Origin of the sequence: Paraburkholderia sp. RL17-373-BIF-A, from assembly GCF_046030175.1 — a bacterium.
GTDB lineage: Bacteria > Pseudomonadota > Gammaproteobacteria > Burkholderiales > Burkholderiaceae > Paraburkholderia.
This window is the reverse complement of record NZ_JARESO010000014.1, coordinates 104,114-125,165: the sequence shown is the minus strand read 5'-3', so window position 1 is coordinate 125,165 and position 21,052 is coordinate 104,114. Positions and strand designations below refer to the sequence as shown.

18 protein-coding genes are annotated in these 21,052 nt (G+C 63.7%); 5 read left to right on the top strand and 13 right to left on the bottom strand.

Going from position 1 to position 21,052, the window contains the following annotated elements:
• Position 1 precedes the first annotated feature (1 nt).
• The 7 genes from P0D80_RS19205 to P0D80_RS19175 form a co-directional block, all read right to left on the bottom strand.
• A complete protein-coding gene (locus tag P0D80_RS19205) occupies positions 2-997 on the bottom strand; it encodes a sulfonate ABC transporter substrate-binding protein (RefSeq protein WP_408286034.1) in 996 nt (331 codons plus the stop codon).
• Between the two features lie 466 nt (positions 998-1,463).
• Positions 1,464-2,321 carry a MerR family transcriptional regulator gene (locus P0D80_RS19200; RefSeq protein WP_408178414.1) on the bottom strand — a complete coding sequence of 286 codons (858 nt, stop codon included), beginning with the start codon at positions 2,319-2,321 and terminating at the stop codon, positions 1,464-1,466.
• A 252-nt stretch (positions 2,322-2,573) separates the two neighbouring features.
• The gene (locus tag P0D80_RS19195) at positions 2,574-3,167 is read right to left on the bottom strand and encodes a GNAT family N-acetyltransferase (RefSeq protein ID WP_408178413.1); all 594 of its coding nucleotides are present in this window, start codon (positions 3,165-3,167) and stop codon (positions 2,574-2,576) included.
• A gap of 180 nt (positions 3,168-3,347) precedes the next feature.
• Positions 3,348-3,632 carry a hypothetical protein gene (locus P0D80_RS19190; RefSeq protein ID WP_408178412.1) on the bottom strand — a complete coding sequence of 95 codons (285 nt, stop codon included), beginning with the start codon at positions 3,630-3,632 and terminating at the stop codon, positions 3,348-3,350.
• Positions 3,633-3,688: 56 nt separating this feature from the next.
• Entirely contained in the window at positions 3,689-4,252 is a 564-nt protein-coding gene (gene ddpX / locus P0D80_RS19185) for a D-alanyl-D-alanine dipeptidase (protein WP_408178411.1), read from the bottom strand.
• 22 nt (positions 4,253-4,274) lie between these two features.
• Positions 4,275-5,171, bottom strand: a complete 897-nt coding sequence (sapR, locus tag P0D80_RS19180) for a sap1 transcriptional regulator SapR (RefSeq protein ID WP_408286031.1) — start codon at positions 5,169-5,171, stop codon at positions 4,275-4,277.
• 178 nt (positions 5,172-5,349) lie between these two features.
• A complete protein-coding gene (locus P0D80_RS19175) occupies positions 5,350-6,240 on the bottom strand; it encodes a DMT family transporter (protein WP_408178410.1) in 891 nt (296 codons plus the stop codon).
• A 284-nt stretch (positions 6,241-6,524) separates the two neighbouring features.
• Between P0D80_RS19175 and P0D80_RS19170 the strand changes: the two genes are divergently transcribed.
• Together P0D80_RS19170 and P0D80_RS19165 are read left to right on the top strand one after the other, a co-directional pair.
• On the top strand, positions 6,525-9,899 hold the full coding sequence (locus P0D80_RS19170; RefSeq protein WP_408286029.1) for an autotransporter outer membrane beta-barrel domain-containing protein: 3,375 nt from the start codon (positions 6,525-6,527) through the stop codon (positions 9,897-9,899).
• 67 nt (positions 9,900-9,966) lie between these two features.
• Entirely contained in the window at positions 9,967-10,494 is a 528-nt protein-coding gene (locus tag P0D80_RS19165) for a hypothetical protein (protein ID WP_408286027.1), read from the top strand.
• Positions 10,495-10,546: 52 nt separating this feature from the next.
• On the opposite strand, the gene P0D80_RS19160 is transcribed toward P0D80_RS19165, so the two are convergent.
• The 3 genes from P0D80_RS19160 to P0D80_RS19150 all read right to left on the bottom strand — a co-directional run bounded on the left by P0D80_RS19160 (position 10,547) and on the right by P0D80_RS19150 (position 15,002).
• Entirely contained in the window at positions 10,547-11,623 is a 1,077-nt protein-coding gene (locus tag P0D80_RS19160; protein WP_132382882.1) for a TAXI family TRAP transporter solute-binding subunit, read from the bottom strand.
• Positions 11,624-11,816: 193 nt separating this feature from the next.
• The gene (locus P0D80_RS19155) at positions 11,817-13,091 is read right to left on the bottom strand and encodes a zinc ribbon domain-containing protein (RefSeq protein ID WP_408286025.1); all 1,275 of its coding nucleotides are present in this window, start codon (positions 13,089-13,091) and stop codon (positions 11,817-11,819) included.
• A 375-nt stretch (positions 13,092-13,466) separates the two neighbouring features.
• Positions 13,467-15,002 (bottom strand): MDR family MFS transporter, encoded by a 1,536-nt coding sequence (locus P0D80_RS19150; protein ID WP_408178406.1) that lies wholly within the window; start codon positions 15,000-15,002, stop codon positions 13,467-13,469.
• 74 nt (positions 15,003-15,076) lie between these two features.
• Here P0D80_RS19150 and P0D80_RS19145 point away from each other — a divergent pair, with 74 nt between their 5' ends.
• Positions 15,077-15,871, top strand: coding sequence for a TetR/AcrR family transcriptional regulator (locus P0D80_RS19145; RefSeq protein WP_408286022.1), 795 nt, complete (start codon positions 15,077-15,079; stop codon positions 15,869-15,871).
• Positions 15,872-15,947: 76 nt separating this feature from the next.
• Here P0D80_RS19145 and P0D80_RS19140 read toward each other — a convergent pair whose 3' ends face one another.
• Positions 15,948-16,667, bottom strand: coding sequence for a ribonuclease activity regulator RraA (locus P0D80_RS19140; protein ID WP_408286132.1), 720 nt, complete (start codon positions 16,665-16,667; stop codon positions 15,948-15,950).
• A 479-nt stretch (positions 16,668-17,146) separates the two neighbouring features.
• On the opposite strand from P0D80_RS19140, the gene P0D80_RS19135 reads away from it, so the two are divergent.
• Entirely contained in the window at positions 17,147-17,659 is a 513-nt protein-coding gene (locus tag P0D80_RS19135; RefSeq protein ID WP_408286020.1) for a response regulator, read from the top strand.
• A gap of 136 nt (positions 17,660-17,795) precedes the next feature.
• On the opposite strand, the gene P0D80_RS19130 is transcribed toward P0D80_RS19135, so the two are convergent.
• A complete protein-coding gene (locus tag P0D80_RS19130; protein ID WP_408178403.1) occupies positions 17,796-18,368 on the bottom strand; it encodes a Fur family transcriptional regulator in 573 nt (190 codons plus the stop codon).
• A gap of 132 nt (positions 18,369-18,500) precedes the next feature.
• A complete protein-coding gene (locus P0D80_RS19125; protein WP_408178402.1) occupies positions 18,501-19,127 on the bottom strand; it encodes a glutathione S-transferase family protein in 627 nt (208 codons plus the stop codon).
• A gap of 215 nt (positions 19,128-19,342) precedes the next feature.
• Between P0D80_RS19125 and P0D80_RS19120 the strand changes: the two genes are divergently transcribed.
• Positions 19,343-21,028, top strand: coding sequence for an ATP-binding domain-containing protein (locus P0D80_RS19120; RefSeq protein WP_408286018.1), 1,686 nt, complete (start codon positions 19,343-19,345; stop codon positions 21,026-21,028).
• Positions 21,029-21,052: the final 24 nt, after the last annotated feature.

Below are 21,052 nucleotides of genomic sequence, written 5' to 3'. Positions count from 1 at the left end.
GTTACTTCGCGGCGAGGGCCGACGTGACTTCGCGGTTCTGCCAGACGCTGTCTTTCACGGTGATTTTCTGTGGGATCAGGTTGGCGCCGTAGAACGCATCGGCGACGATCTGCTGCGAACGCACGATCTCGTCGGTGACGGCGGTGGTGCCGTACGGATACCGGCGCACCCACGTTTCGACCAGCTTCTGATCGAGGCCGACCTTCGGCGCGATCAGCGCGGCGGTTTCCACGGGGTGCGCATTGACCCACAGCCCGGCAGTGCGCAACTGTCCGAGAATCGCGCCGATCACGTCGGGATGCTGCTGCGCGAAGTCGCGCGTCGCTTCGTAGAAGTTGTACGGGGCGTTGAGCTCGGTGTAGTCGGCGAGTGTGCGCGCCTTCAGAGCCTGCTGCGCGGATGCATAGTAAGGATCCCAGATCACCCATGCATCGACACTGCCGCTTTCGAAAGCGGCGCGCGCGTCGGCGGGCGGCAGATACACCGGACGAATATCCTCGTAGCGCAGGCCCGCTTTCTTGAGCGCTTCGAGTATCAGATAGTTCGAGCTCGAGCCCTTTTGCAGCGCGACGCGTTTGCCCTTCAGATCGGCCACGTTTCGCAGTGGCGAATCGCTTTTGACGAGGATCGCTTCGGCATGACTTCCCGAAGGCTCGGCTCCCACGTACACGAAGCGCACGCCGCTAGCTTGAGCGAACACCGGCGGCGGTGCGCCCGTGTAGCCGAAGTCGATGCTGTTCGCGTTCAACGCTTCGAGCAGTTGTGGTCCCGCCGGGAATTCGAACCACTTGATGCTGTAGCCGAGCGGTTTGAGTTTTTCGTCGAGCGAGCCTTGTGCCTTGAGCACCGCGAGCAGGCCCGATTTCTGATAGCCAATGCGCAAGACTTTGGCCGGCTCGTTGCTACTGCCGCTGGTCTGCGCGGCGGCGCTCAAGGTCGTGAATGCCGCCAGCAAAGCGGCGGCGAGTTGAAGCGAATAACGGGCGTGACGGGCCATCCTGCGAATCTCCATTGCGTTCGATTGGTGTGGCCGCCGCGTGTTGTCAGCGTGATTCGTTCGAGTCCGCGAATGGCATGGCGCGGGCCCGCGGAGGCGACTGAAAACGCGTTGCGGCGACGTTCGGGGATCGTCGCATGGACGTCCCGCCGTTCAAACGAAGCAATGCAGATTTGAATATGACGCGCGGCGGAACATGGCGTGGGTCTTGGTGTGTTCGTCTAGCTGCGCAAGCGGGTGGGCGCATAAGCGCGAGAAGGCGAAGGCTTAGACGCGGGAGAAAGTGGGCGCGAGGTTGAAGGCGAGGCGAGGACGAACGAAAGCAAGAGCGGATGCGAAGGCGAGCGCGAACGAAGGCAAAAAGCGAATGCGAGCGCGAACGTCACGGCAGGGGCGAACGCAAGGACAAAATGCGAAGGCGATAGCAACGCGAAGGTCAACGCGAGAGCGAGACTACGCGCACGGGCTACTTCTTCGTCTTGTCCTTCTTCGCCGTACTCGCAGCGCCTTCAGCAGGATGGCCCAGTTTCTTTTCCATGATGGCCGCGACACGGTCGCCAAGATAATCGCCCGAGGCTTCTTCTAGCGCCCGGTTCATTTCACTTTCCACCAGCACCATCGCCAGCGGCCGCAGGCGCCAGATGGCGTCGACCAGAGCGGGCACATCGGCGGGCGGCGGCAGCGCGTCGGCGTCGTAGCGGTCGAGTTGGCGGACCACCAGATCGACCAGCGCTTTGGCGACCGCATTGAAATGCGGCCTCGCGATGCCCACGGCGTCGAGCAGATCGGCAAGCGGAATGCCTTCCTTCGCCATGGTCGCGCCGGCGGCCAGCGCCGTCGGGCTGCCTGACACGAACGAGAGACCGTCGCGCTCCAGCAGACCGAGGTCGACTGCTTTGCCGAGCGCGCTCGGCGAGGCCTTGTCGTCGAACATTTGCAGCAGTTCGATCAGCGAGTATTTTTTCGGCCGCTCGCGTGACCAGCGGCCGCCGATCGCCGTTTCCAGACCGAGAATCGAACGCAGATCGTGGCCTTCGTCGACGGCCATGATCAGGTCCTGGATGTTCGCGAGCGTGTAGCCGCGGGCGAGCAAATGGTTGATCAGCTTGAGACGCGAAGCGTGCGTGTCGTCGTACACGCCGACGCGGCCGCGTTTTTCCGGCGGCGCGAGCAGGCCGCGGTCCTGATAGGCGCGCACGTTGCGCACGGTGGTGTCGGTGACGCGCGCGAGTTCGTCGACGGTGTATTCGTTGCGCGGCGTGGTACCGGCCGGGTCGTGCGAGTCGGCGGCCAAGGGCGGGACAGGAGGCGGCGTGTTGGGCATGGGAGGGATTCTAACGCGGCGGCGCGTGCGGCTACCAGTGCGCCGCCCGATGCAGGCCCGCGATGGAAATTTTCACGTGGCTTCGCTTATATTTCCGGTCTCGCGCTTGGGCTACTCACTGTCTGCATATGGCAACCGAATCGCACTACGTCAGCGGCGGTTGCCGTATGCCTGTGCCCTCGGACGACTGGCCGGTCACCTACACCGCGGTACTGCGCAACTCGCGCTGAGTCGAATATAAGACACGGCGCTTCAGTCGCGCCCTGACGCCTCATCGTCCGGCATGCTCGAGTCACCCTTGCCGAGCGTTCGCTGCATCAACGTCGTATCGAGCCACCGGCCGTGTTTGAAGCCCACCGCCTTCAAGGTGCCTGTCAATTCGAATCCCAATTGCGTATGCAGTGACAATGAACCGCCGCTGCCGCCATCCGCGATCACGGCGACCATCTGGCGCCACGGTCCGGTTTCGCAGCGTTCGATCAGCGCCTGGAGCAGCACGCGCCCCAGGCCTCGACCGCGATAGGCGTCGTTCACATAGATCGAATCTTCGATGGTGTTGCGATACGCGGCGCGCGGCCGGTAAGGCGTGGCGTAGCAATAGCCGGCGACTTCGCCGTCGATCTCGGCCACCATGTACGGCAGCCCGTGGCTGCGTACCGACGCGAGCCGCGTGCGCAGGTCATCGACGGAGGGAGGTATCTCTTCGAACGAGGCGACGCCGGTCAGCACGTGGTGCGCGTAAATCGCCTGAATCGCGGGAAGATCGGCTTCGATGGCGTCGCGGATCAGCGGGGCGGTTGCATTCGCTGATCCGGAGGTGCTGGGCGCGGGATGGGTGGTGCTCATACATGTTCCTGTCGTGGCGAAAAATCGGCGGATACGTTTTACTATGCCCGCCGCGCGCGCGAATTTGAAGCGAGTCAAAAATCACCACGACGTATGGCGGGTATTTCGCTTTAGCCCATGCGCGCGTCAGCAAGCTTTAGCGAAGACGACGCACGCTCATGGTCACCCGCCTGGCACCGCTCAGCTATGCGAGTACGTATCCGGCTGCGTCACATGCCCACGATGATGCCGATGATACTTCGCCTTATGTTTCGGCTTGGCCTCGGATACAGGCGCATGTTGTTCGGCGGATTGCTGCGAAGCCGGGGCCTGTTGGGCCTGCGCGCGAGGCGCGGGAGCGGGCTGCGCATGACCGGATGGCAGCGAGCTTTGGCCTTCGCCGAAACGGAAGGTTTGCGAGGTCTGGGCGTACGCGCCGACAGACAGCGTCAGGGCGGCAACCGCCAGGCAAATTGAAAACTTCATGGATCCTCCTTCTGAACGAGCCCGTGAGGATACCCGTTTTCCTGGCAGTCGATCGATCACATCAGGCGCAGCGGCCCGCTTGCGCTGTTGTCGATCAACGGCAACGCGCGCGAACCCGGCAACTCGTAGTGCCACCATTCGCTCTTGATGTGCGTGAAGCCCGCGCCATGCATCACACCCAGCAACAGCATGCGATTGCGTTGCACCTCTAGCCGCAAGCCCGGGTGAAAGTGCTCCGATTCGATCGTCATCGCGTCGAAGCCGGTGCCCATGTCGAGTTCCTCGCCGTGTGCGTCGAGCAATGTCAGGTCGAGCGCCGTGCCGCGGCTATGGTTCGAGCCGCGCGTCAGGTCCGCCACGTAAGTCGGGTCGGGCAGAAAATCCCACAGCACTTGCTGCGCTTGCGGCGGCCGGTACGCATCGAAAATGCGCAACGTCGTGCCGATCTGACTCGCCAGTTCGACCGCGCGGCGCAACGCCGCCTCCGCCGGTTCGAGCAGCAGACAATGCGCCGTCTTGTAGATCGGTTTGCCGGTGAGATTGCGCGCGGTGGCGTAGACGAGGTCGATGTCGACGCCATGTGTGGCGGACGTGATTTCGATGAGTCGATGGTCGGTCATGAGGCGAAGGACGTGGCGTGCATCAGAGGTCGTCGAACTGATCGAATTCGCTTTGCAGTTCCCGGTTGCGCGCGACACGTTCGTCGATACGCGGCCCGAGTCTTTCGACGATCGCCGAAATCAGCAGATTGAAGAGGCACGTGAGCGGCGCGAGCGAATCCCAGAATTGGCCGACGTCGGTTTTCACCTGCAGCAGATCGCCATCGAATTCGCGCGCCCACGGACAATAGATGTCGGTGATGAGCGCGAAGGGCAGGCTGCGGCGCGTCGCGGCTTCGCAATAGCGGCGCGCGACCTTCGAGTAAGCGCGCGTGTCGGTGACGATCAGATAAGGCGATTCGAATCCGGAGTTCAGTGAATCGACGTACGAGCCCGACATGCCGTCGGAATAGAACACGCGTGGGCGGATGTATTCGAGGTAGCTGTAAAACGCGTTGCTGATGCCGCGCGTAGACTGAATGCCGAGAATGTAGACGGCGTCCGCGTTCGAGATGCGCTCAGCCACGCGCGCGAACACCGGCGACTGCGCGAGTTGATAGACATGCTGGATCGCGCTGGTTTCGAGTTCAAGCGAACGGGCGAGCGCGGGGTTGGGCTCGGCAGTCGAACTCGCGTCCGGCGTGGTTTCGTCGTGTTGGCCGGCAGCGCGGCGGAACGCGTCGAGCCGGTCCGTGATCAGCCACGGACGCTCCTGAGCGCCGCGCAGTTCGCGCTTCAGGTCGTCAAGATTCTGATAGCCGACGCTGCGCAGGAACCGGCCGACCGAAATGCCGCTCGTGCCGGCTTGCTGGGCAATCTGATCGGCGGTTTCGAGGCCGAGCCGGTCGAGGTTGGCCAGCATGTAGCTGGCGACGCGCTTGGAGGTGGGCGTAAGTTCGGCAAAGCGGGCTTCGACGGTTTGAGCAAAAGCGGTCGGCATCGTAGTCGCGGCGCTGGGCAGTGGTTAGTCGATCATGGGAATGATGACATATTCAACTGGCCACCCGCGCCGCGCGGGCTCGAATGTCGATGAGACGCATGCTAGTCGGATACCGGACGAAAGCGAGACGAAAGCTTGATGCAAGCGAGACCCAGGTCAGCCGCAGTCGAGACGCGCGTCAGATGGCCGGTCGCGCCGACGCCGGTGCCCGCGAGAAGTGCCGCGCGCCCGCCACGCAGCCCACCACGACCACGGAGACCACAATCATCGCCAGCGGCACCTGTTCGTGCAGCAGCAGCCCCGCAAGCAGCAGGCCGAAGAACGGCTGCAGCAACTGCAACTGCCCGACGCCCGCGATGCCGCCGAGCGCGAGGCCGCGATACCAGAACACAAAGCCGATCAGCATGCTGAAGAGCGACACATAGGCGAGGCCCCAGAGCGACGCGTGACTGACACCCTCGAATGATGCCGGCCGCGTCCACACCGCGAGCGGCAGCATGAGCGGCAGCGACAGCACGAGTGCCCACGAAATCACCTGCCAGCCGCCGAGGTGGCGCGACAGTCGCGCGCCTTCTGCATACCCCAGCCCGCATGCGACGATGGCGGCCAGCATCAGCGCGTCGCCGATCGGTGAGGCATCGAGCCCGTGACGCAAGGCAAACGCCACCACCGCGCCGCTACCGAGCGCCGAGAACAGCCAGAACGCCGGTTGCGGACGCTCGCCGCCACGCAGCACGCCGAAGATCGCGGTGGCGAGCGGCAACAGGCCGACGAACACGATGGCATGCGCCGCGCTCACGTGGCGCAGCGCCAGCGCCGTCAGCAGCGGAAAGCCGACCACCACGCCAAGTGCGACGATCAGCAGCGGAATCAGCTCGCGGCGGGACGGCCGCGCCTGGCGAAATACGAGCAGGAGCAGCAGACCGAGCGTACCGGCGATCGTCGCGCGGGCGACTGTGACGAATAGCGGGTCGAGGCCTTGCACGGCGACGCGCGTGGCCGGCAGCGAGCCGCTGAAGATCAACACCCCGATGAAGCCGCTCAGCCAGCCGTTTGTCGTTTTGTCCATTGGGAAGGTCCGCGTGCGTGGGGAACGAGACTCATAGCATCCGCTATCTGGGCAGGGACGGTAAGGTACGGATCGGTGCAAATCGTCCAAACTGTACCGAGGAATGGGGCGGTACAGCGGTCACATGGCTGGCGATGTGCTCGTCACGGCGACCGGCTCGTGGCAAGGCGAAACAGGCCCACGCCTAAAGTCCCGCCAGGAATCCAACCTGGTAAGAGCCTGTTTCGAATGCTATAACTCAGCGAGTTTGTCCGCATGAAGCATCAGGGAAAGGGACAAGACACATGCTGAAAACGCTTGGAACGAGGCTTGGTTTTGCCGTGCTGCTGTACCGGGCGTTTGCTCCGTCTGCAGTGGCGTCATGCACCGGTACTGCCCCGCCCAGCGGGACAACTGTGGCATGTACGGGAGCCGGCATCCCTGCAGTGGCTGCCCAGACGGGCAGCACGGGCGTAACGATCAATGTCGACTCGACCGCCGTCGGCAATTTTGCGCGGGCTGCGCAGCCGGTGGCGCTGAGCGTCGACACCGGCAGCGCGATCACGAGCAGCGGCAATCTTTCGCTCACCGGTGGCGGCGGTAGTGGGGGCGCGCGCGGGGCGGTGCTGCTCGGCGTGAGCAGCGCAAACCTGCTCACCAATGCGTCAGCGGGCGTGATCAGCACAACCGGCGCATTCAACGACGGCATGGCCGCGAACGGCAGCAACAACACGCTGACCAACAACGGTTCGATTACCACCAGCGGCCCCAACGCCTATGGCATATCCGCGGCGTGGGGGCAGACCAATCTCGGACAGGCCGGCAACATGATCGTGAATACCGGCACGGTGTCCACCTCCGGCAGCAATGCCCGGGCTGCATCGATACTCGGCGGAAGCGGCACCGTCAACAACAGCGGCCAGTTGTCCACGACCGGCGCGGCGGGGCAGACCGTCTACATGCAAGGGAACGCCGATCACCTGATCAACACGGGGACGATTACCGCGAGCGGCGCGACTGCCGGCGGTACTTCGGCTGACGCGGTGTTCTCCAACACCGCAGGCTCGAATTTCACGGCGCTGATCGAGAACCGCGCGGGCGGCCGGATCATCAGTCAGAACGGCTCCGGTATCCGCACGCTGAACGGCAATTCGACGATCATCAACGCGGGGCTCGTGCAAAGCGGTATCGGCACGGCCATTACGATGGGCAATGGCAACGACTCGCTGATCCTGCAAAGCGGCTCGGTCATCAACGGGAGTGCGAACGGCGGCGCCGGCTCCAACACGGTGACCTTGCAAGGGAGCGGGACGGCATCGAACGCATTCACGAACTTCCAGACCTTGCTCATGCAGGGCACGCTGTGGAACTGGACCGGCACCGGCACCTTCACGCTCGCTCACGTGCAGACCGGCACACTGAACCTCACCGGGACACTCGGCACATCGGCGGCGGCGCTCGTCGATGCCGGCTCGACGCTGCAAGCTAATGCGCAGACCCTGCCGCAGAACGTCACGGACAATGGACTGGTCCGCTTTGCGCAAGACAGCGCGGGCACTTATGGCGGCCTGATCTCGGGCACCGGCTCGGTCGAAAAGGCCGGGGCAGGAACATTGACGCTTGCGCCGGCCGCAGCGGGTGGCAACAGCTATTCGGGCGGTACCGTGCTAACTGAAGGGACGCTGTCGGCGTCGGCGGACAACGCGCTTGGCGCGGCGAACGGCGGCGTGACATTCAACGGCGGCACGCTGCAGTTCGGTAGCAGCTTCGACCTCGCCGCGACGCGGGCCATCACGATTGCGGCCGGCGGCGGCACCATCGACACGCAAGACTTCCAGTCGACGATCACGCAGAACATCTCAGGAGCGGGCGCGTTGAACAAGGTCGGCACCGGCATGCTGATTCTCGACGGCGCGAACTCGTACGCCGGTGGCACGACCGTCAGCGCGGGCACGTTGGTAGTAGGCGATGCCGCGAGCCCGGGCGCCGCGCTCGGCGGCGGCGCGACGACGGTCGCGTCCGGTGCGACGCTCGGCGGCTACGGTAGTGTAACCGGCGACGTCACGAACAATGGCACGATCAGCGTCGCCAACGCGCTCGCACAGTTCGACGATCAGCCTAACGGCGCGTTCACCATCAATGGCCAGTTGGTCAACGCCGGTCTCGCGCAAATCGGCAACGCCCGAAGCGTCGGCAACACGCTGACGGTCAGCAACTACGTCGGCCAGAACGGCACGATTTCGCTGGGTGCCGTGCTTGCCGGTGACAACTCGGCATCCGACAAACTTGTTGTCAACGGCGGCAAGGCCACGGGTTCGTCGACGTTGCAGGTCACTAATGTCGGAGGCGCAGGCGCGCCGACGCTCGCTGACGGCATTCAGATCGTGCAGGCAGCGAACGGCGCGACGACGGACCTATCCGCGTTCAGACTGTCCGGCGGCGTGGTCGCGGCCGGTGCGTATGACTATTACCTCGCTAAAGGCGGCGTCACGAACGGCACGTCGGAGAGCTGGTATTTGCGCAATACGGTGCCGCCCGCGCCGAGTACGACGACGGGAACGCCAACGGGAACGCCCCCGACCGGAATACCAGGTGGGACGCCGACGGGCACGCCGCCAACCGGTACGCCGCCTGGGACACCAACAGGCATCCAACCGAACCTTCCAATCGCCGCGGCCGGCACGCCGCCGCTTCCAAGCCTGTCGCCGAGCGCCGCACCCATGCCCTTATACCGCCCCGAGGTTGCGATCTATGCCGAGGTCCCAAGCGTCGCGCGTCAGCTCGGCATTCTGCAGGTCGACAACTTTCACGACCGTCAGGGCGAGCAGTCGTTGCTCTCCGAAAACGGCACGTTGCCCGCTGCATGGGGCCGCGTGTGGGGCGGCCATAGCACGCTGAGTGAAAGCGGCGATGTGAATCCTGAATTCGACGGCTCCGTGGTCGGCGTGCAGGCCGGCCACGACATTTACGCCGACACCACGGCGAGCGGCCAACGCAACCATTTCGGCTTCTTTATCGGCTTCGCGCGCGCAACGGGCGACGTCAGCGGTCTGGCTGACGCCACGCCGAACGCCGACGTCGGTCATCTCGCGATCAACGCATACAGCCTCGGCGGATACTGGACGCATGTCGGCGCGGGCGGCTGGTACACCGACGCGGTCGTGATGGGCAGCTCGCTGGTGGTCGATCCCTCGTCACGCAACGGCATCGCGACGACGACGCACGGCAATGCGGTGACCGGCTCGCTCGAAAGCGGCCTGCCAATTGCCATCGGCTACGGCCTGACGCTCGAACCGCAGGCGCAACTGATCTGGCAGCATCTGTCGATCAACGATCTGAACGACGGCATCTCGACGGTGACGTTCAACAACGGCAATACCTTCGTCGGCCGTTTCGGAGTGCGGCTCGCGGGGCACTACGATGTCGAGCACACCACTTTGCAACCCTACTTGCGCCTGAGCGTATTGCGTTCGTTCGGCAGCGACGACAAGGCGACCTTCGCCGGCGTGACGCCGATCGTGACGACGGTGGGCCAAACCGCCGGGCAGATCGGCGCGGGAGTCGTGGCGAAGCTTACGAAGCAGGGCAGCGCGTTCGCCACCGTCAGTTACGTCACGAATCTTGGTGGCGAACATCAACGGACGATCATCGGCAACGCGGGCGTTCGTTGGGCGTGGTGAGGTCCCGCTTTGCGTGGGATCAAAGTAAGCGCTAAAGCGCTAACTCTGATCGACACCGGAGACGAACATGAGCAAACTGACCGCGAAGATCAAGCACGAATTTGTGGAGATGCTTCCGCCGACGATCTATTTCTTCGTCATCCTGCATATTGTCGCGATCATGCGCGCGCTGATCAACCGAGGCTACGACGTCACGCTGCCAACGTCGGTCTCCGTGACCATCGCCGCGTTGATTCTCGGCAAGTCGGTGTTGATCGCCAACATGCTGCCGTTCATCAACCGTTTTCCCCGGAAACCGTTGATCTGGAATATCGGCTGGAAGACGGCGATTTATACGCTGGTGGCCTTGATCGTGCACTATCTGGAGCATCTCTATGAATACTGGAAAGAGGCGCCGAGTCTCGCCGCCGCCAACCAGAAGCTGCTCGCCGATCTGCACTGGCCGCATTTCTGGGCCATCCAGATCTTGCTGGTGACGCTGGTCGCCAGCTATTGCGTGATCGCCGAACTGGTCCGCGTGATCGGCCGTGACAAGTTCATGGCGATGTTCTTCGGCCCAATGCCGCCGAAGCCGGCTGGTCAGGCTGCCGGCTAGTTCAGTCGTTGCCGATGGCGCGCCTGAACATTCGCTTGCCAATGTGCCGAACTTACTTGCACAGCAGAAGCAAGCGTTCCTGATCCGTACACGTCGGACGCGGTTTCGGCGCGGCCTGCTGGACCGCCGTGGCGTTCATCGCGGCGCTCTTGTTCACGAGACACGCGCGCAGATGCTTCTCGACCGGTGAGTAGTATTTCCACCCGCGCACGAGAGGCGGCAACTCCAGCTTCACCTGCTTCCATTTCGGATGCCCGTGCTCCTGAAGATTGTCGAAGTTGGCGCATAGCGAATCAGCAAAGCGATTCAGATTGCCGACGGTATCGCGCAGGCCATAGTCGTACGTGACGAGAAACGCCTTGACGGTCAGCGCGGGCACGTCTTCCTTCAGCCAGGTCGGATAGCTGGCCGCGCGAATCGTCGTCGGGAAATAGGTTTGTTTGGCGCGGGTGGTTTCGGGCGCGGCCGGATCGGCCCTTAGAAGGCGGATCTGCTGCAACAGGTCGGGGTTCATGTCGTTGAACAGTTTCGCCGGCTGTCCGACCACGATGATCGCAACGTCCACTTTCTTGACGATCAACGCGGCCAGCGCGTCTTCGTTGCTGAGATGCTGGATGTTCTGCTCAGGAATTGCCTGACCGAACATCAGGTGATAGAGCGTCGTGGCCGACTGCGCGGTGCCGCTGCCGATCAGGCCGACACTGATGCTTTTGTCCTTGATATCAGCGAGGGTTTTCAGCGGCGAGTCCGCGCGCACCACGACGTTGATTTCCTCGTCGTAGAGCGGCATGATGAGCCGCAGCGGCCGGATTGCCGTGCCGGCATCGGCATTGCCGGCGTTGGCCATGTCGATGTAAGCCTGGTACACGTCGGATTGCACGAGCGCCAGTTTCACGCCCGGCTCGAAGCGCATGCGTTGCACGTTTTCAGCGGAGCCCTTAGAGGCCATTACTTCCAGGTCGATGCCCGCTGGTTGCGCAACCCATTTCGACAGATCCTGGCCGATCTGAATATACGTACCCCGTTCCGGACCGGTGACGATCTTGTAGTGCGCCGGCTCCGCACAGGCCAGTGAAGATGCGACCATCAGCGCCAGCCCCAGCCATCCCGCCAGAAGTCTCTTCAGCATGGTCTATCTACCTATCGGTCAGGTTCGTACGACTTCGCGCGTCGACGCGCGTGAAGCACCAGTGAGCCGGATTGCCATGTCATGTTCTATGTGCCGCGCCCGCCACGTCCGTCTGTTACCTCTCAAACGATACGCGCTGACGTGCGCGATTTTCGGGCGGATTGTTTATACGATTCGGTATCCAGATTATCTGTCACTGGCTCGGTGAACCACCCGCGGAGGGCTTCGCGGCATTCGTCGCCGGACGTTTCCAGCCGGAGTCCTTGATGGCGCGTTCGCGTGCCTCGACGCTGTTGCCCTCCGGCGTCGCGGCGGCGGAACGCGGGGCGCCCACCACGACTTCGCTGTTCGGGGGCGTGCCTTTGGGCAACGGCGTCTGTAGCTGAACCGCCTGCTGCGACGAGGCTGCGGCTTGCGCTTGCGCCGACGCTTTGGCTTGTGGCGGCGTGCCTGCCGCGGCGCGCGGGTTGAGCGGCGCCCAGCCGGTCTCGCGAATCACGCGTTCAAGAATGGACTTCGCCGTGTCGTTGCCGGTATCGATCGCGAGCGCTTCGTTGGCGTGTTGACGTGCGCAAGGCCACGACTGCTGCGCGGCGCAAGTTTGCGCTGCTTGCAACGCGGCGTCGCGGCGGGCGGCCAGCGACTTCAATTCTGCCGCGAGGTCTTGTGCGTCGGAACTGCCCGGTTGCATCGTTTGCGCGGCGCCGAGCGCGGCTTGTGCCGCGGAGAGATCGTTGGCGCGGAAAGCGAGGCGCGCCGCCTGCAAAGCTTGCGCGGCATCGCGGAACTGTGGCGCGGGTTTGGCGGGCGCAGCGGCCACCGGTGGCGCGATGGGCGTCGCCGGCATCGCCTGTACCGGCCTGGCGGGATTGACGGGCACGGCGGGTTTGCCCGCGGTGGCAGCCTGGTTGGTGGACTGAGCCGGCGAATACAGTGCGATCGTGCCCGTCGTCGTTCTGGCGTCCTGAGTAGTTTCGGTTTCAGCCGACTGGTCGCTACTGCCGCTCAATGAATCGCGATCGCTGAATAGCGCATATCCGACATACGCCAGGCCGATTACGACAACTGCGCCGATGGCATAGAGCACCTTGCGAAGCGGGATTGCGCCGTGAGCCGCCGCATTGGGCAGCGCATGAAGATGCGGAATCGGCGCATCCGGTGAAACGAGTGCGGACGCAGGCATCACTGCCTCGCCACGAGCGGGTTCGCTCGCGAACGCGGCACGCGTCGTGGGGTCGGTCTCGTCGGCTGTCGCCGCGTCGAGGCTGTTCTCGAGGCTGTTCTTTTGCGCGGCTTTATTCATGGCGCTGGCGCGGCTGCCGGGAATCACTGTGCGCTTGTGCGGACCCGCGTCGAGTGGATGGACCGCGCCGCAATATGGGCAATAGTCGACTTGCCGGTACAGTGCGCCGCCACACCGCTTGCAAGGCGTTGGAAAACTATGTCCGAGTAGTGTCTGGGTGGACATGCTGTGGACCCACCTTTGGAAAACGATGCCATTACGGCATGTTCCGGATCATGTTGAAGCGGGAGCAATGTCCGCGGAAATCACAATCCACATGCGCCGGAGAGTCATTGCGGCAAGGCCACGCTTGCGATGCCGCTGGTTGCAATATGTGGCGTTTCAGTGAGAACGTCAATCGCCGTTGCTACCTAGGTTATGTGCGCTAGCGCACATTTGCAGGTACGACGAAATACCCCCTATATCGGCAGGACGAACGGGCGTGACGGTTTTTTCACACCATTCGAAGGGCGCTGAAAATAGAACGAGGTCGGCGCGCGTGGCGTCCGACCTCGTCATTTAAGCGCTTGCATCAAGCGCCTGAGAAAAGCGGGAAAATAATCAGTGCTTGCGTAGCGGATGATCCTTCAGCAGCCATGCGAGCGCGAACGCCAGCACCACCACGCACGCAGCCGAAAGGTACACCGTGTGCAACGCGCCCGCGAATGCTTGCAGATAATCGTCGCGCAACGCTTGCGGCAACTCGTGGATCGCGGCAGGTCCGAGCGCGTGCGGCAATTCGGTGTCGGGCGGGATCAGCTTTTCGAGGCGCGCGGCGAGACCGTTGGAGAACACAGCGCCGAAGCTCGCCACGCCGATCGAACCACCGATCGAGCGGAACAGCGTCGCGCCCGAAGTCGCCACGCCCATATGCTTGAACTCCACGGTGTTCTGCACCGCGAGAATCAGCACCTGCATCACCATGCCAAGCCCGCAGCCGAGAATGCCCATGTCGAGATACATCACATGAATCGGCGTGCTGATCTGCAGGCGTGCGAGCAACAGCATTGCGACCGCCACGAGAAACGTGCCCGCGATCGGGAACATGCGGTACTTGCCGATCTTGCTGATCACCCGGCCGGTCACCATCGACATCAGGAACAGGCCGCCCATCATCGGCAGCATTTGCATGCCGGCTTCCGATGGCGTCGAACCTTTGACCACCTGCAAATACAGCGGCAGGAACGTCACCGAGCCGAACAGCGATACGCCGATGATGAAGCCGATCAGGCTGCTCAGCAAAAACGTACGCTGTTTGAAGAGTTCGAGCGGCATGATCGGTTCGACCGCGCTGCGTTCTTCGTGAATGAAACCCCAGATCGCCACGAGGCCCATGCCCAGCGTGAACCAGAGTTGCGGCGACGACCACGGCAGGATCGTGCCGCCCTGGCTCGTGAACAGGATGATGCAGGTGAGGGCGCCGGCGAGAAACGCGGCGCCCATGTAGTCGATGGTGTGCTTCACGTGGCGAACGTGCGGCCTGAAGACCGCGCCGATCACGACGAGCGATATGATGCCGAGCGGCAGATTGATGTAGAAGATCCAGCGCCACGTCAGGTGCTCGACGAGAAAGCCGCCGAGCAGCGGGCCGATCACGGTCGCAAGACCGAACACACCGCCGAACACGCCCTGATAGCGACCGCGTTCAGCCGGCGGAATCACGTCGGCGATGGCGGCCATCGTCACCACCAGCAAACCGCCGCCGCCGAGACCTTGCAGTGCGCGCAGCACGATGAGCTGCGTCATGTCCTGCGCGATACCGCACAGCGCGGAGCCGACCAGGAACACGATGATCGCTGTCTGCAGCACGATCTTGCGGCCGAACAGGTCGCCGAACTTGCCGTACAGCGGCACGACGATGGTAGAGCTGAGCAGGTAGGCGGTCACCACCCATGACAGATTATTGAGCCCGCCCAGTTCGCCGACGATGGTCGGCAGCGCCGTCGAGACGATCGTCTGATCGAGCGCGGCGAGCAGCATGACCAGCAGCAGTGCCGGAAACAGCAGGCGGATCGGCGGGTGAGCGGCTGCCTGCGCGCTCGCCTGCGCGTGGGCCTGCGTCAGCTCGGCAGGTTGTGTCGTGGTCGATTGGTCCATGGCATCACGGGTTGAAATTAATTAATTCGGAGATTAATATATGCGACATCGCGTCACCAGTCAATTTGAAGGCAATGGCAAGGATTCCGTCCGATGGTCGAAGGGTGAAAAACACGGTGCCTGACACGGCTGCCGTGAAGGTTCGCAAGGCGCGCTCCGCGCCGAGCCAGGCTGTTGAAACCCACGCAGGCGCGCTGTCGGTAAAACCTGAGGCCGCCGCCGCACCCGCGCGGCGGCCAGGCAGGCCTTCAGGCACCGCGCGCGGACCGGAGCAGCGCAACCGCTTGCTCGATGCCGCGCTCGTGCTGTTCGCGCGGCAGGGCATCGTCGACACCACGCTTGGGGAGATCGCCCGCGAGGCCGGTTTCACGCCGGCGATGATGCATTACTACTTCAAGACGCGCGATCAACTGCTCGACGTGCTGATCGACGAACGTTTCGCGCCGCTGCGCGCGGGGCTCGGCGTGCCGTTCCAGGAAAATCCCGACGATCCGGTCGCGGCGATCACGCAACTCGCACAGCGACTGGTGCAGGTGGCGGCCGACCATCCGTGGTTTCCGTCGCTGTGGGTGCGCGAAGTGATCAGCGACGGCGGTCTGTTGCGTCAGCGCATGCACGAGCGCTTCGGCAACGCGCATCAGAAGGCGTCGCTGTCAGCCATTGCCCGCTGGCAGAAAGAAGGGCGCTTGAACGCCGGACTGGAACCCGCGCTCGTATTCGTCACGCTGCTAGGGCTGACGATTTTGCCGCTGGCCACGTCGAAGCTGTGGTGCAACGATCCCGTGCGTCGTAATATCGGCGGCGAGGAGATTGCGCGGCATGCCGTGGCCTTGCTGCTGCAGGGCATTGGTCCGAAGAAGGCCGATTGATAGCCGATTGATAGCCGATTGATGGCCGCTGCTCGCTGAGCCGCGCCGGCGTCACGCGGAACGCGATCACCCCGCCTTACGCTTTGCGTTTTTCCTTCCACGCCTCATAAGCGGCTTTGGTCGTTTCGTTCGGCGGGTAAGTGCCGGGCAAGGCGGCACCGTCACGAATCCGCTCGGTGAGAAACGCTTCGAGTTGCTCCTGTTCGGCAGCGGCTTGCGCGACCTCTACCGCCATTTTCAAAGGAATCACCACCACACCGTCCGCATCGCCGACGATCACGTCGCCTGGAAACACCGCGACGCCGCCGCAGCCGATCGGCACATTGATATCCACCGCGTGATGGCGAATCAGATTGGGCGGCGCGCTCGCGCCCGCGCAGAACACGGGGATGCCGAGCGCCGCGATCGTCGTGCTGTCTCGCACCGGGCCGTCGGACACCATGCCCGCCACGCCGCGAACCTTCAAGCGTTGCGTCAGGATCGAACCGAACGACGCGCTGCCACGCTCACCGCGGCAATCCTGCACGAGCACATGGCCGGCCGGAATCGTTTCGACACATTTGCGCTGGGCGTACTCGGGATCGGCGAAGAGTTCGAGCACGTCGATGTCTTCCCGCGACGGAATGTTGCGCAGCGTGAACGCCGGCCCGACCAGGTTCGCGCCGCTGTGCGCGGCGAGCGGCGCGACGCCCTGCATGAACGTATTGCGCAGGCCGCGCTTGAACAATTGAGTCGTCAGCGTGGCGGTGCTGACCTGGCGAAGGGCTTCGAGCGTGGCGGAGTCGAGATCGAACATGGTGTCGGGCGGCCTCAAGGTGGGAAGCGGAAAACGGGGCATGGCAAGCCCATGACGCGCGGCGCCGCAACGGCGCAATGCCCGATGCGGTGCGCCCACGATGATAGCGCCCCGCGCAGCCAGTTCAGCAAGGCCCCGCGCCGCGCCGCATTCGTCCGACGCCGAAGCCGGCGAGGCACGCAACGTGCTACTGATGGGTTGGATGTAAATGCAGGCGGCATCAACACAGGTCGCCGGCTTTGCAAAAGAACAGGAATGTGAATAGAGGCGCCAGGCGGGAAGGGCCGTGCCAATGGGGTTTGCACGAGCCGCCGCGGCGAATCGGGAGTCGGCATCGGTCAGCCATGACTGTGGCGCCGAGGGCCGGTTTTTCATTGGCGTGCAATTTTGGCGCGTTACTGTGCGCGCGTTGGTGCTCGGGCCATGTTTTACAATCTTGGGCCTGTGTGCAACTCGGCGTACGAAATCGAGTCGGAACCATGAACAGCAATATCGCAGCCGCGCAAATCGGCGGCAAGCAGCAGGGCGAAACGTTGGCCAAGTCGGACGGCCTAACCGGTTTTTTAGAGCAACAACGGAAAATGAACGGAGCATTGAGACTCGATCAGGCCACGATCGTGCTCGTAGAAGACGACCCGGACAGCCGGGAATCGTTGACCCTATTACTCGAAGCGGAAGGCGCGCATGTCGTCGCTGTGGCGGATGCGGAAGAGGGCGTGGAGGCGGCGCTGCGGTTATTGCCCGACGCCGTGGTGTGCGATCTGGAACTGCCCGCCATGGACGGTTTCTACCTGATCCAGCGCCTGCGCGACCACGAGATTCGCGGCGACCACCCGCCGTCGGTGGCGGTGGCGCTCACCGGCCACACTGACGACGCTTACCGCTTACGCAGCATCGGCGAAGGCTTCCAGCATTTCATGACCAAGCCGGCTTTGCCCGATGACCTCGTGACGCTGCTGCACGACGCGATCCACGCTCGCGCGGCGGGCTGAATCAGGGCTTCGAGCTAACCCACGGATTCGCGGCACGGCTTGACAGCCGCGCCGTGAGACGCCTGCATCCTCAGATGCCTGGCTTGATGGCAAAGCGGGGTCGAGTGCGGTTTGCGCACGTTGCCGTTCGTTACCGCTACTTGACGGCGACAGGCGTTCCCGAATCCTTGCTCGACGCCGCCGCTTCCAACGCCTGGCAGGCAGAACACAATCCCTTCAATTCGATTTCATCGCTCGCGAGACGGTAGCCCGAGTCTTCGATTTGTGCGACGAGTGCCTGGCGCAGTTTTGGCTGATGCAATTCGGTGACGTTGCCGCATTGCTGGCACACCACCAGGATGCCGTGCTGGCATTGCGTCAGATCGTGGCAGACGGTGAAGGCATTGATCGATTCGATCCGATGCACGAGCCCCGCCGAGAGCAGAAAGTCCAGCGCCCGGTACACCGTGGGCGGCGCCGAGCCGGGATGGATCTGGCGCATCTCGTCGAGCAGTGAATACGCTTTGGTGGCGCGCCCGGAATTCAGCAGCAATTCGAGCACTTTGCGACGGATCGGCGTGAGTTTTTCGCCGCGTTCGCGGCAATATTCTTCCGCGAGTGTCAGTGCGGCTTCCTGCGAAACACCGTGCGTGTGCCCCGGCTCATCGGAATGAGCGGAGGCGGCAGAGGTGGCTTTGTCGGCGGTCGCGGCGGGCTTGGCGGTCTTCATGCGTCGATTATAAAGGCCATCGCGTCTTGCCGTGCCGGCGCGCGAAGCGCGTGGCCGCCGCCTTGGCTATGCGCGGCATGATCGAGCGGTAGCGCGCGTGGCCAGAGCACGGGCCGCGCGCGGCCCGATGGCTCAAGTCAGCGGGAAGTCGACGTACTTCTTGAACCCCGTGCGCGTCGCAATACGCGAATACCAGCGCTCCAGATTCGGCAGCGGCGGCCGCGCCACGCCGTCCAGCCCGAACCAGCGTTTGGCGTAAGCGCCGATCACGATGTCGGCCAGCGTGAACTTCTCGCCTTCAAGGAAGAAACGTCCTTGCAGATGCGTGTCCAGCATGCGCCACAGCGCGGTGACGGCGTCGAAGTCGGTGGCGAGTTTGGCGGCGTCGCGCTCGGCGGCCGGCGTGCGCACGAGCGCCCAGAATACTGGTCGTTCGGCGGGTTGCAGCGTGGACAGCGACCAGTCCAGCCAGCGGTCGATGCTGGCGCGCGATGCCGGCTCCGACGGATACAACAGACTGCCTTCGCCGTACTGCGTCACGAGATAACGCAGGATCGAGTTCGATTCCCACAGCACGAAGTCGTCGTCGACCAGCGTCGGGATCTTGCCGGTCGGGTTCATCGCGAGATAGTCGGCTTCGTTGTTACGGCCGAATTGCAGGCCGGCGTCGATACGGTCATACGGCAGCACCAGCTCATCGCAGCACCACAACACTTTCTGGACGTTGACCGAATTGGCGCGTCCCCAGATCGTAATCATCCGGTAAATCCTTTTCTTTACGTTGGTAAGCCGCGCCGGTCGCGCGGCGTTCAGCCAGTAACGATACACGATGCGCGTGATTTTGCGCGCCGCCGGGCGGCAGCCGGCCGGGCCGAACATAACGGGAAGCGCGTCTGAAAGCGACGCCCCGGCAGGCATTCGGCAATGCGCGCGCGTTGCGTACAATGAGCCCACCCGAATCCGACGAGGCACGCATGGCCCGCATTGTTCCCGACGACTGGAAGAGCCTCGCCGCCACCGGCGCGGCGGCCCGCGAACGCGAAACGCTGGCGTTGCTCGAAGAGGCCCTGCCGGATGGCTACACCGTCTATCACGGCGTGCACTGGACGCGCCTGAACCAGAACTTCTCGGTGTTCGGCGAAGCCGATTTCGTGATCGTCAGCCCGGCTGGGCGCGTGATGATCGTCGAACAGAAAACCGGCTTTCTGCGCGAAACGCCGAAAGGGCTCGTCAAGGTCTATCTGCAGACCGAGCGCAATGTGGCGATCGCGCTCGCGCACACCATCGAAAGTCTGCATCGGCGCTTTACCGCGGCGTTTGGCGCGGGCACGTATTTCGTCGAGGAACTGCTGTACTGTCCGGATCACATCGTCAAGGACGCGGCGATCGCCGGCGTGAATCCCGCGCGGATCGTCGATGCAACGCGTAAAGACCGGCTCGCGGCGATCATCCGCGAAGCCTTGCCGGCCGACGAACCGCGCCTTGCCTGCGCGCCCAAAATCCACCACTTTCTCGCCGACGAACTGGCGCTCACGCCCGACGCGAGCGCGCTGGTCGGGCAAGCAGGCACGCTCGTCACGCGGCTCGCGGGCGGTCTCGCGACATGGGCGCGGCGGCTGGAGTTCGCGCCGTTCCGGCTGCGCGTGATCGGCACGGCCGGCTCCGGCAAGACGCAACTCGCGGTGCAGGTCATGAAGGACGCGGTGGCGCGCGGCCAGCGTCCGTTATACGTGTGCTTCAACCGGCCGCTGGCGGATCACATCGCACGGGTCGCGCCGCCTGAGGCGAAGGTAGCGAACTATCACCAGCTCTGCGACTGGATCGCGCGCGACGCGGGCCGCGAACCCGATTTCCAGGCGGGCGATGTGTTCGACCAGCTCGAAACGACTTTCGCCGATACGCCGATCGATCCGCGCTGGCAATTCGACGTGCTGATCGTCGACGAAGGCCAGGACTTCCAGCAGCCGTGGGTCGCCGCGCTCGAACGTCTGTTGCGCCCCGGCGCCGCGTGGTGGTGGCTCGAAGACCCGCTGCAGAATCTGTACATGCGTGAACCCGTCGCGCTACCTGGCTGGACCACGCTGAAGGAAACCACCAACTATCGCAGCCCGCGCGACATTCTCGATTACGTGCGCGACGTGGTCGGCGCTTCGGTGCCGGTCGCCGCGGCGCTCGCGTCGGGCAGTCCGTTCGACGGCTCCGATATTTCCCTCTCGGTCTACGACGAAGCGAATGCCGCCGAAGGCAGCATCGAGGCCACCAAGCGTGCGATCACGCAGGCGCTCTCGCTCGGCTTTCGCAAGCAGGACATCGTGGTGCTGTCGTTTCGCGGCCGCGAGGGCTCGGCGATGAGCGCGCTGGATCACCTTGGGCCGCATCGGCTGCGCAGTTTCACGGGCAAGTACGATCTGTTCGGCAACCCCGAATACCGCGAAGGCGACGTGCTGTTCGAGTCGATCTACCGCTTCAAGGGACAGGCGGCGCCGTGCGTGATATTCACCGAGGTCGACTTCGAGACCTTCGACGAACGCATCGCGCGCAAGCTGTTCGTCGGCGCCACGCGCGCAACGATGAAGCTGATCGTCGTCGCGTCGCAGCGGGCCGCGCGGCATCTACACTTGCGCGACGGCAAGGAGATCAAGGAAGCGAAAGAAGTCTAGCGCCCAGGCGCCCAGGCGCCCAAG

What these genes read in the sequence shown, in the direction of transcription:
- P0D80_RS19130 (WP_408178403.1), bottom strand. Translation starts at nt 18,368, where the DNA reads ATGAAGACCGCCAAGCCCGCCGCGACCGCCGACAAAGCCACCTCTGCC.
- P0D80_RS19170 (WP_408286029.1), top strand. Translation starts at nt 6,525, where the DNA reads ATGCTGAAAACGCTTGGAACGAGGCTTGGTTTTGCCGTGCTGCTGTAC.
- P0D80_RS19190 (WP_408178412.1), bottom strand. Translation starts at nt 3,632, where the DNA reads ATGAAGTTTTCAATTTGCCTGGCGGTTGCCGCCCTGACGCTGTCTGTC.
- P0D80_RS19195 (WP_408178413.1), bottom strand. Translation starts at nt 3,167, where the DNA reads ATGAGCACCACCCATCCCGCGCCCAGCACCTCCGGATCAGCGAATGCA.
- P0D80_RS19155 (WP_408286025.1), bottom strand. Translation starts at nt 13,091, where the DNA reads ATGTCCACCCAGACACTACTCGGACATAGTTTTCCAACGCCTTGCAAG.
- P0D80_RS19200 (WP_408178414.1), bottom strand. Translation starts at nt 2,321, where the DNA reads ATGCCCAACACGCCGCCTCCTGTCCCGCCCTTGGCCGCCGACTCGCAC.
- sapR (WP_408286031.1), bottom strand. Translation starts at nt 5,171, where the DNA reads ATGCCGACCGCTTTTGCTCAAACCGTCGAAGCCCGCTTTGCCGAACTT.
- ddpX (WP_408178411.1), bottom strand. Translation starts at nt 4,252, where the DNA reads ATGACCGACCATCGACTCATCGAAATCACGTCCGCCACACATGGCGTC.
- P0D80_RS19160 (WP_132382882.1), bottom strand. Translation starts at nt 11,623, where the DNA reads ATGCTGAAGAGACTTCTGGCGGGATGGCTGGGGCTGGCGCTGATGGTC.
- P0D80_RS19120 (WP_408286018.1), top strand. Translation starts at nt 19,343, where the DNA reads ATGGCCCGCATTGTTCCCGACGACTGGAAGAGCCTCGCCGCCACCGGC.
- P0D80_RS19145 (WP_408286022.1), top strand. Translation starts at nt 15,077, where the DNA reads ATGGCAAGGATTCCGTCCGATGGTCGAAGGGTGAAAAACACGGTGCCT.
- P0D80_RS19165 (WP_408286027.1), top strand. Translation starts at nt 9,967, where the DNA reads ATGAGCAAACTGACCGCGAAGATCAAGCACGAATTTGTGGAGATGCTT.
- P0D80_RS19175 (WP_408178410.1), bottom strand. Translation starts at nt 6,240, where the DNA reads ATGGACAAAACGACAAACGGCTGGCTGAGCGGCTTCATCGGGGTGTTG.
- P0D80_RS19150 (WP_408178406.1), bottom strand. Translation starts at nt 15,002, where the DNA reads ATGGACCAATCGACCACGACACAACCTGCCGAGCTGACGCAGGCCCAC.
- P0D80_RS19205 (WP_408286034.1), bottom strand. Translation starts at nt 997, where the DNA reads ATGGCCCGTCACGCCCGTTATTCGCTTCAACTCGCCGCCGCTTTGCTG.
- P0D80_RS19125 (WP_408178402.1), bottom strand. Translation starts at nt 19,127, where the DNA reads ATGATTACGATCTGGGGACGCGCCAATTCGGTCAACGTCCAGAAAGTG.
- P0D80_RS19135 (WP_408286020.1), top strand. Translation starts at nt 17,147, where the DNA reads ATGAACAGCAATATCGCAGCCGCGCAAATCGGCGGCAAGCAGCAGGGC.
- P0D80_RS19140 (WP_408286132.1), bottom strand. Translation starts at nt 16,667, where the DNA reads ATGTTCGATCTCGACTCCGCCACGCTCGAAGCCCTTCGCCAGGTCAGC.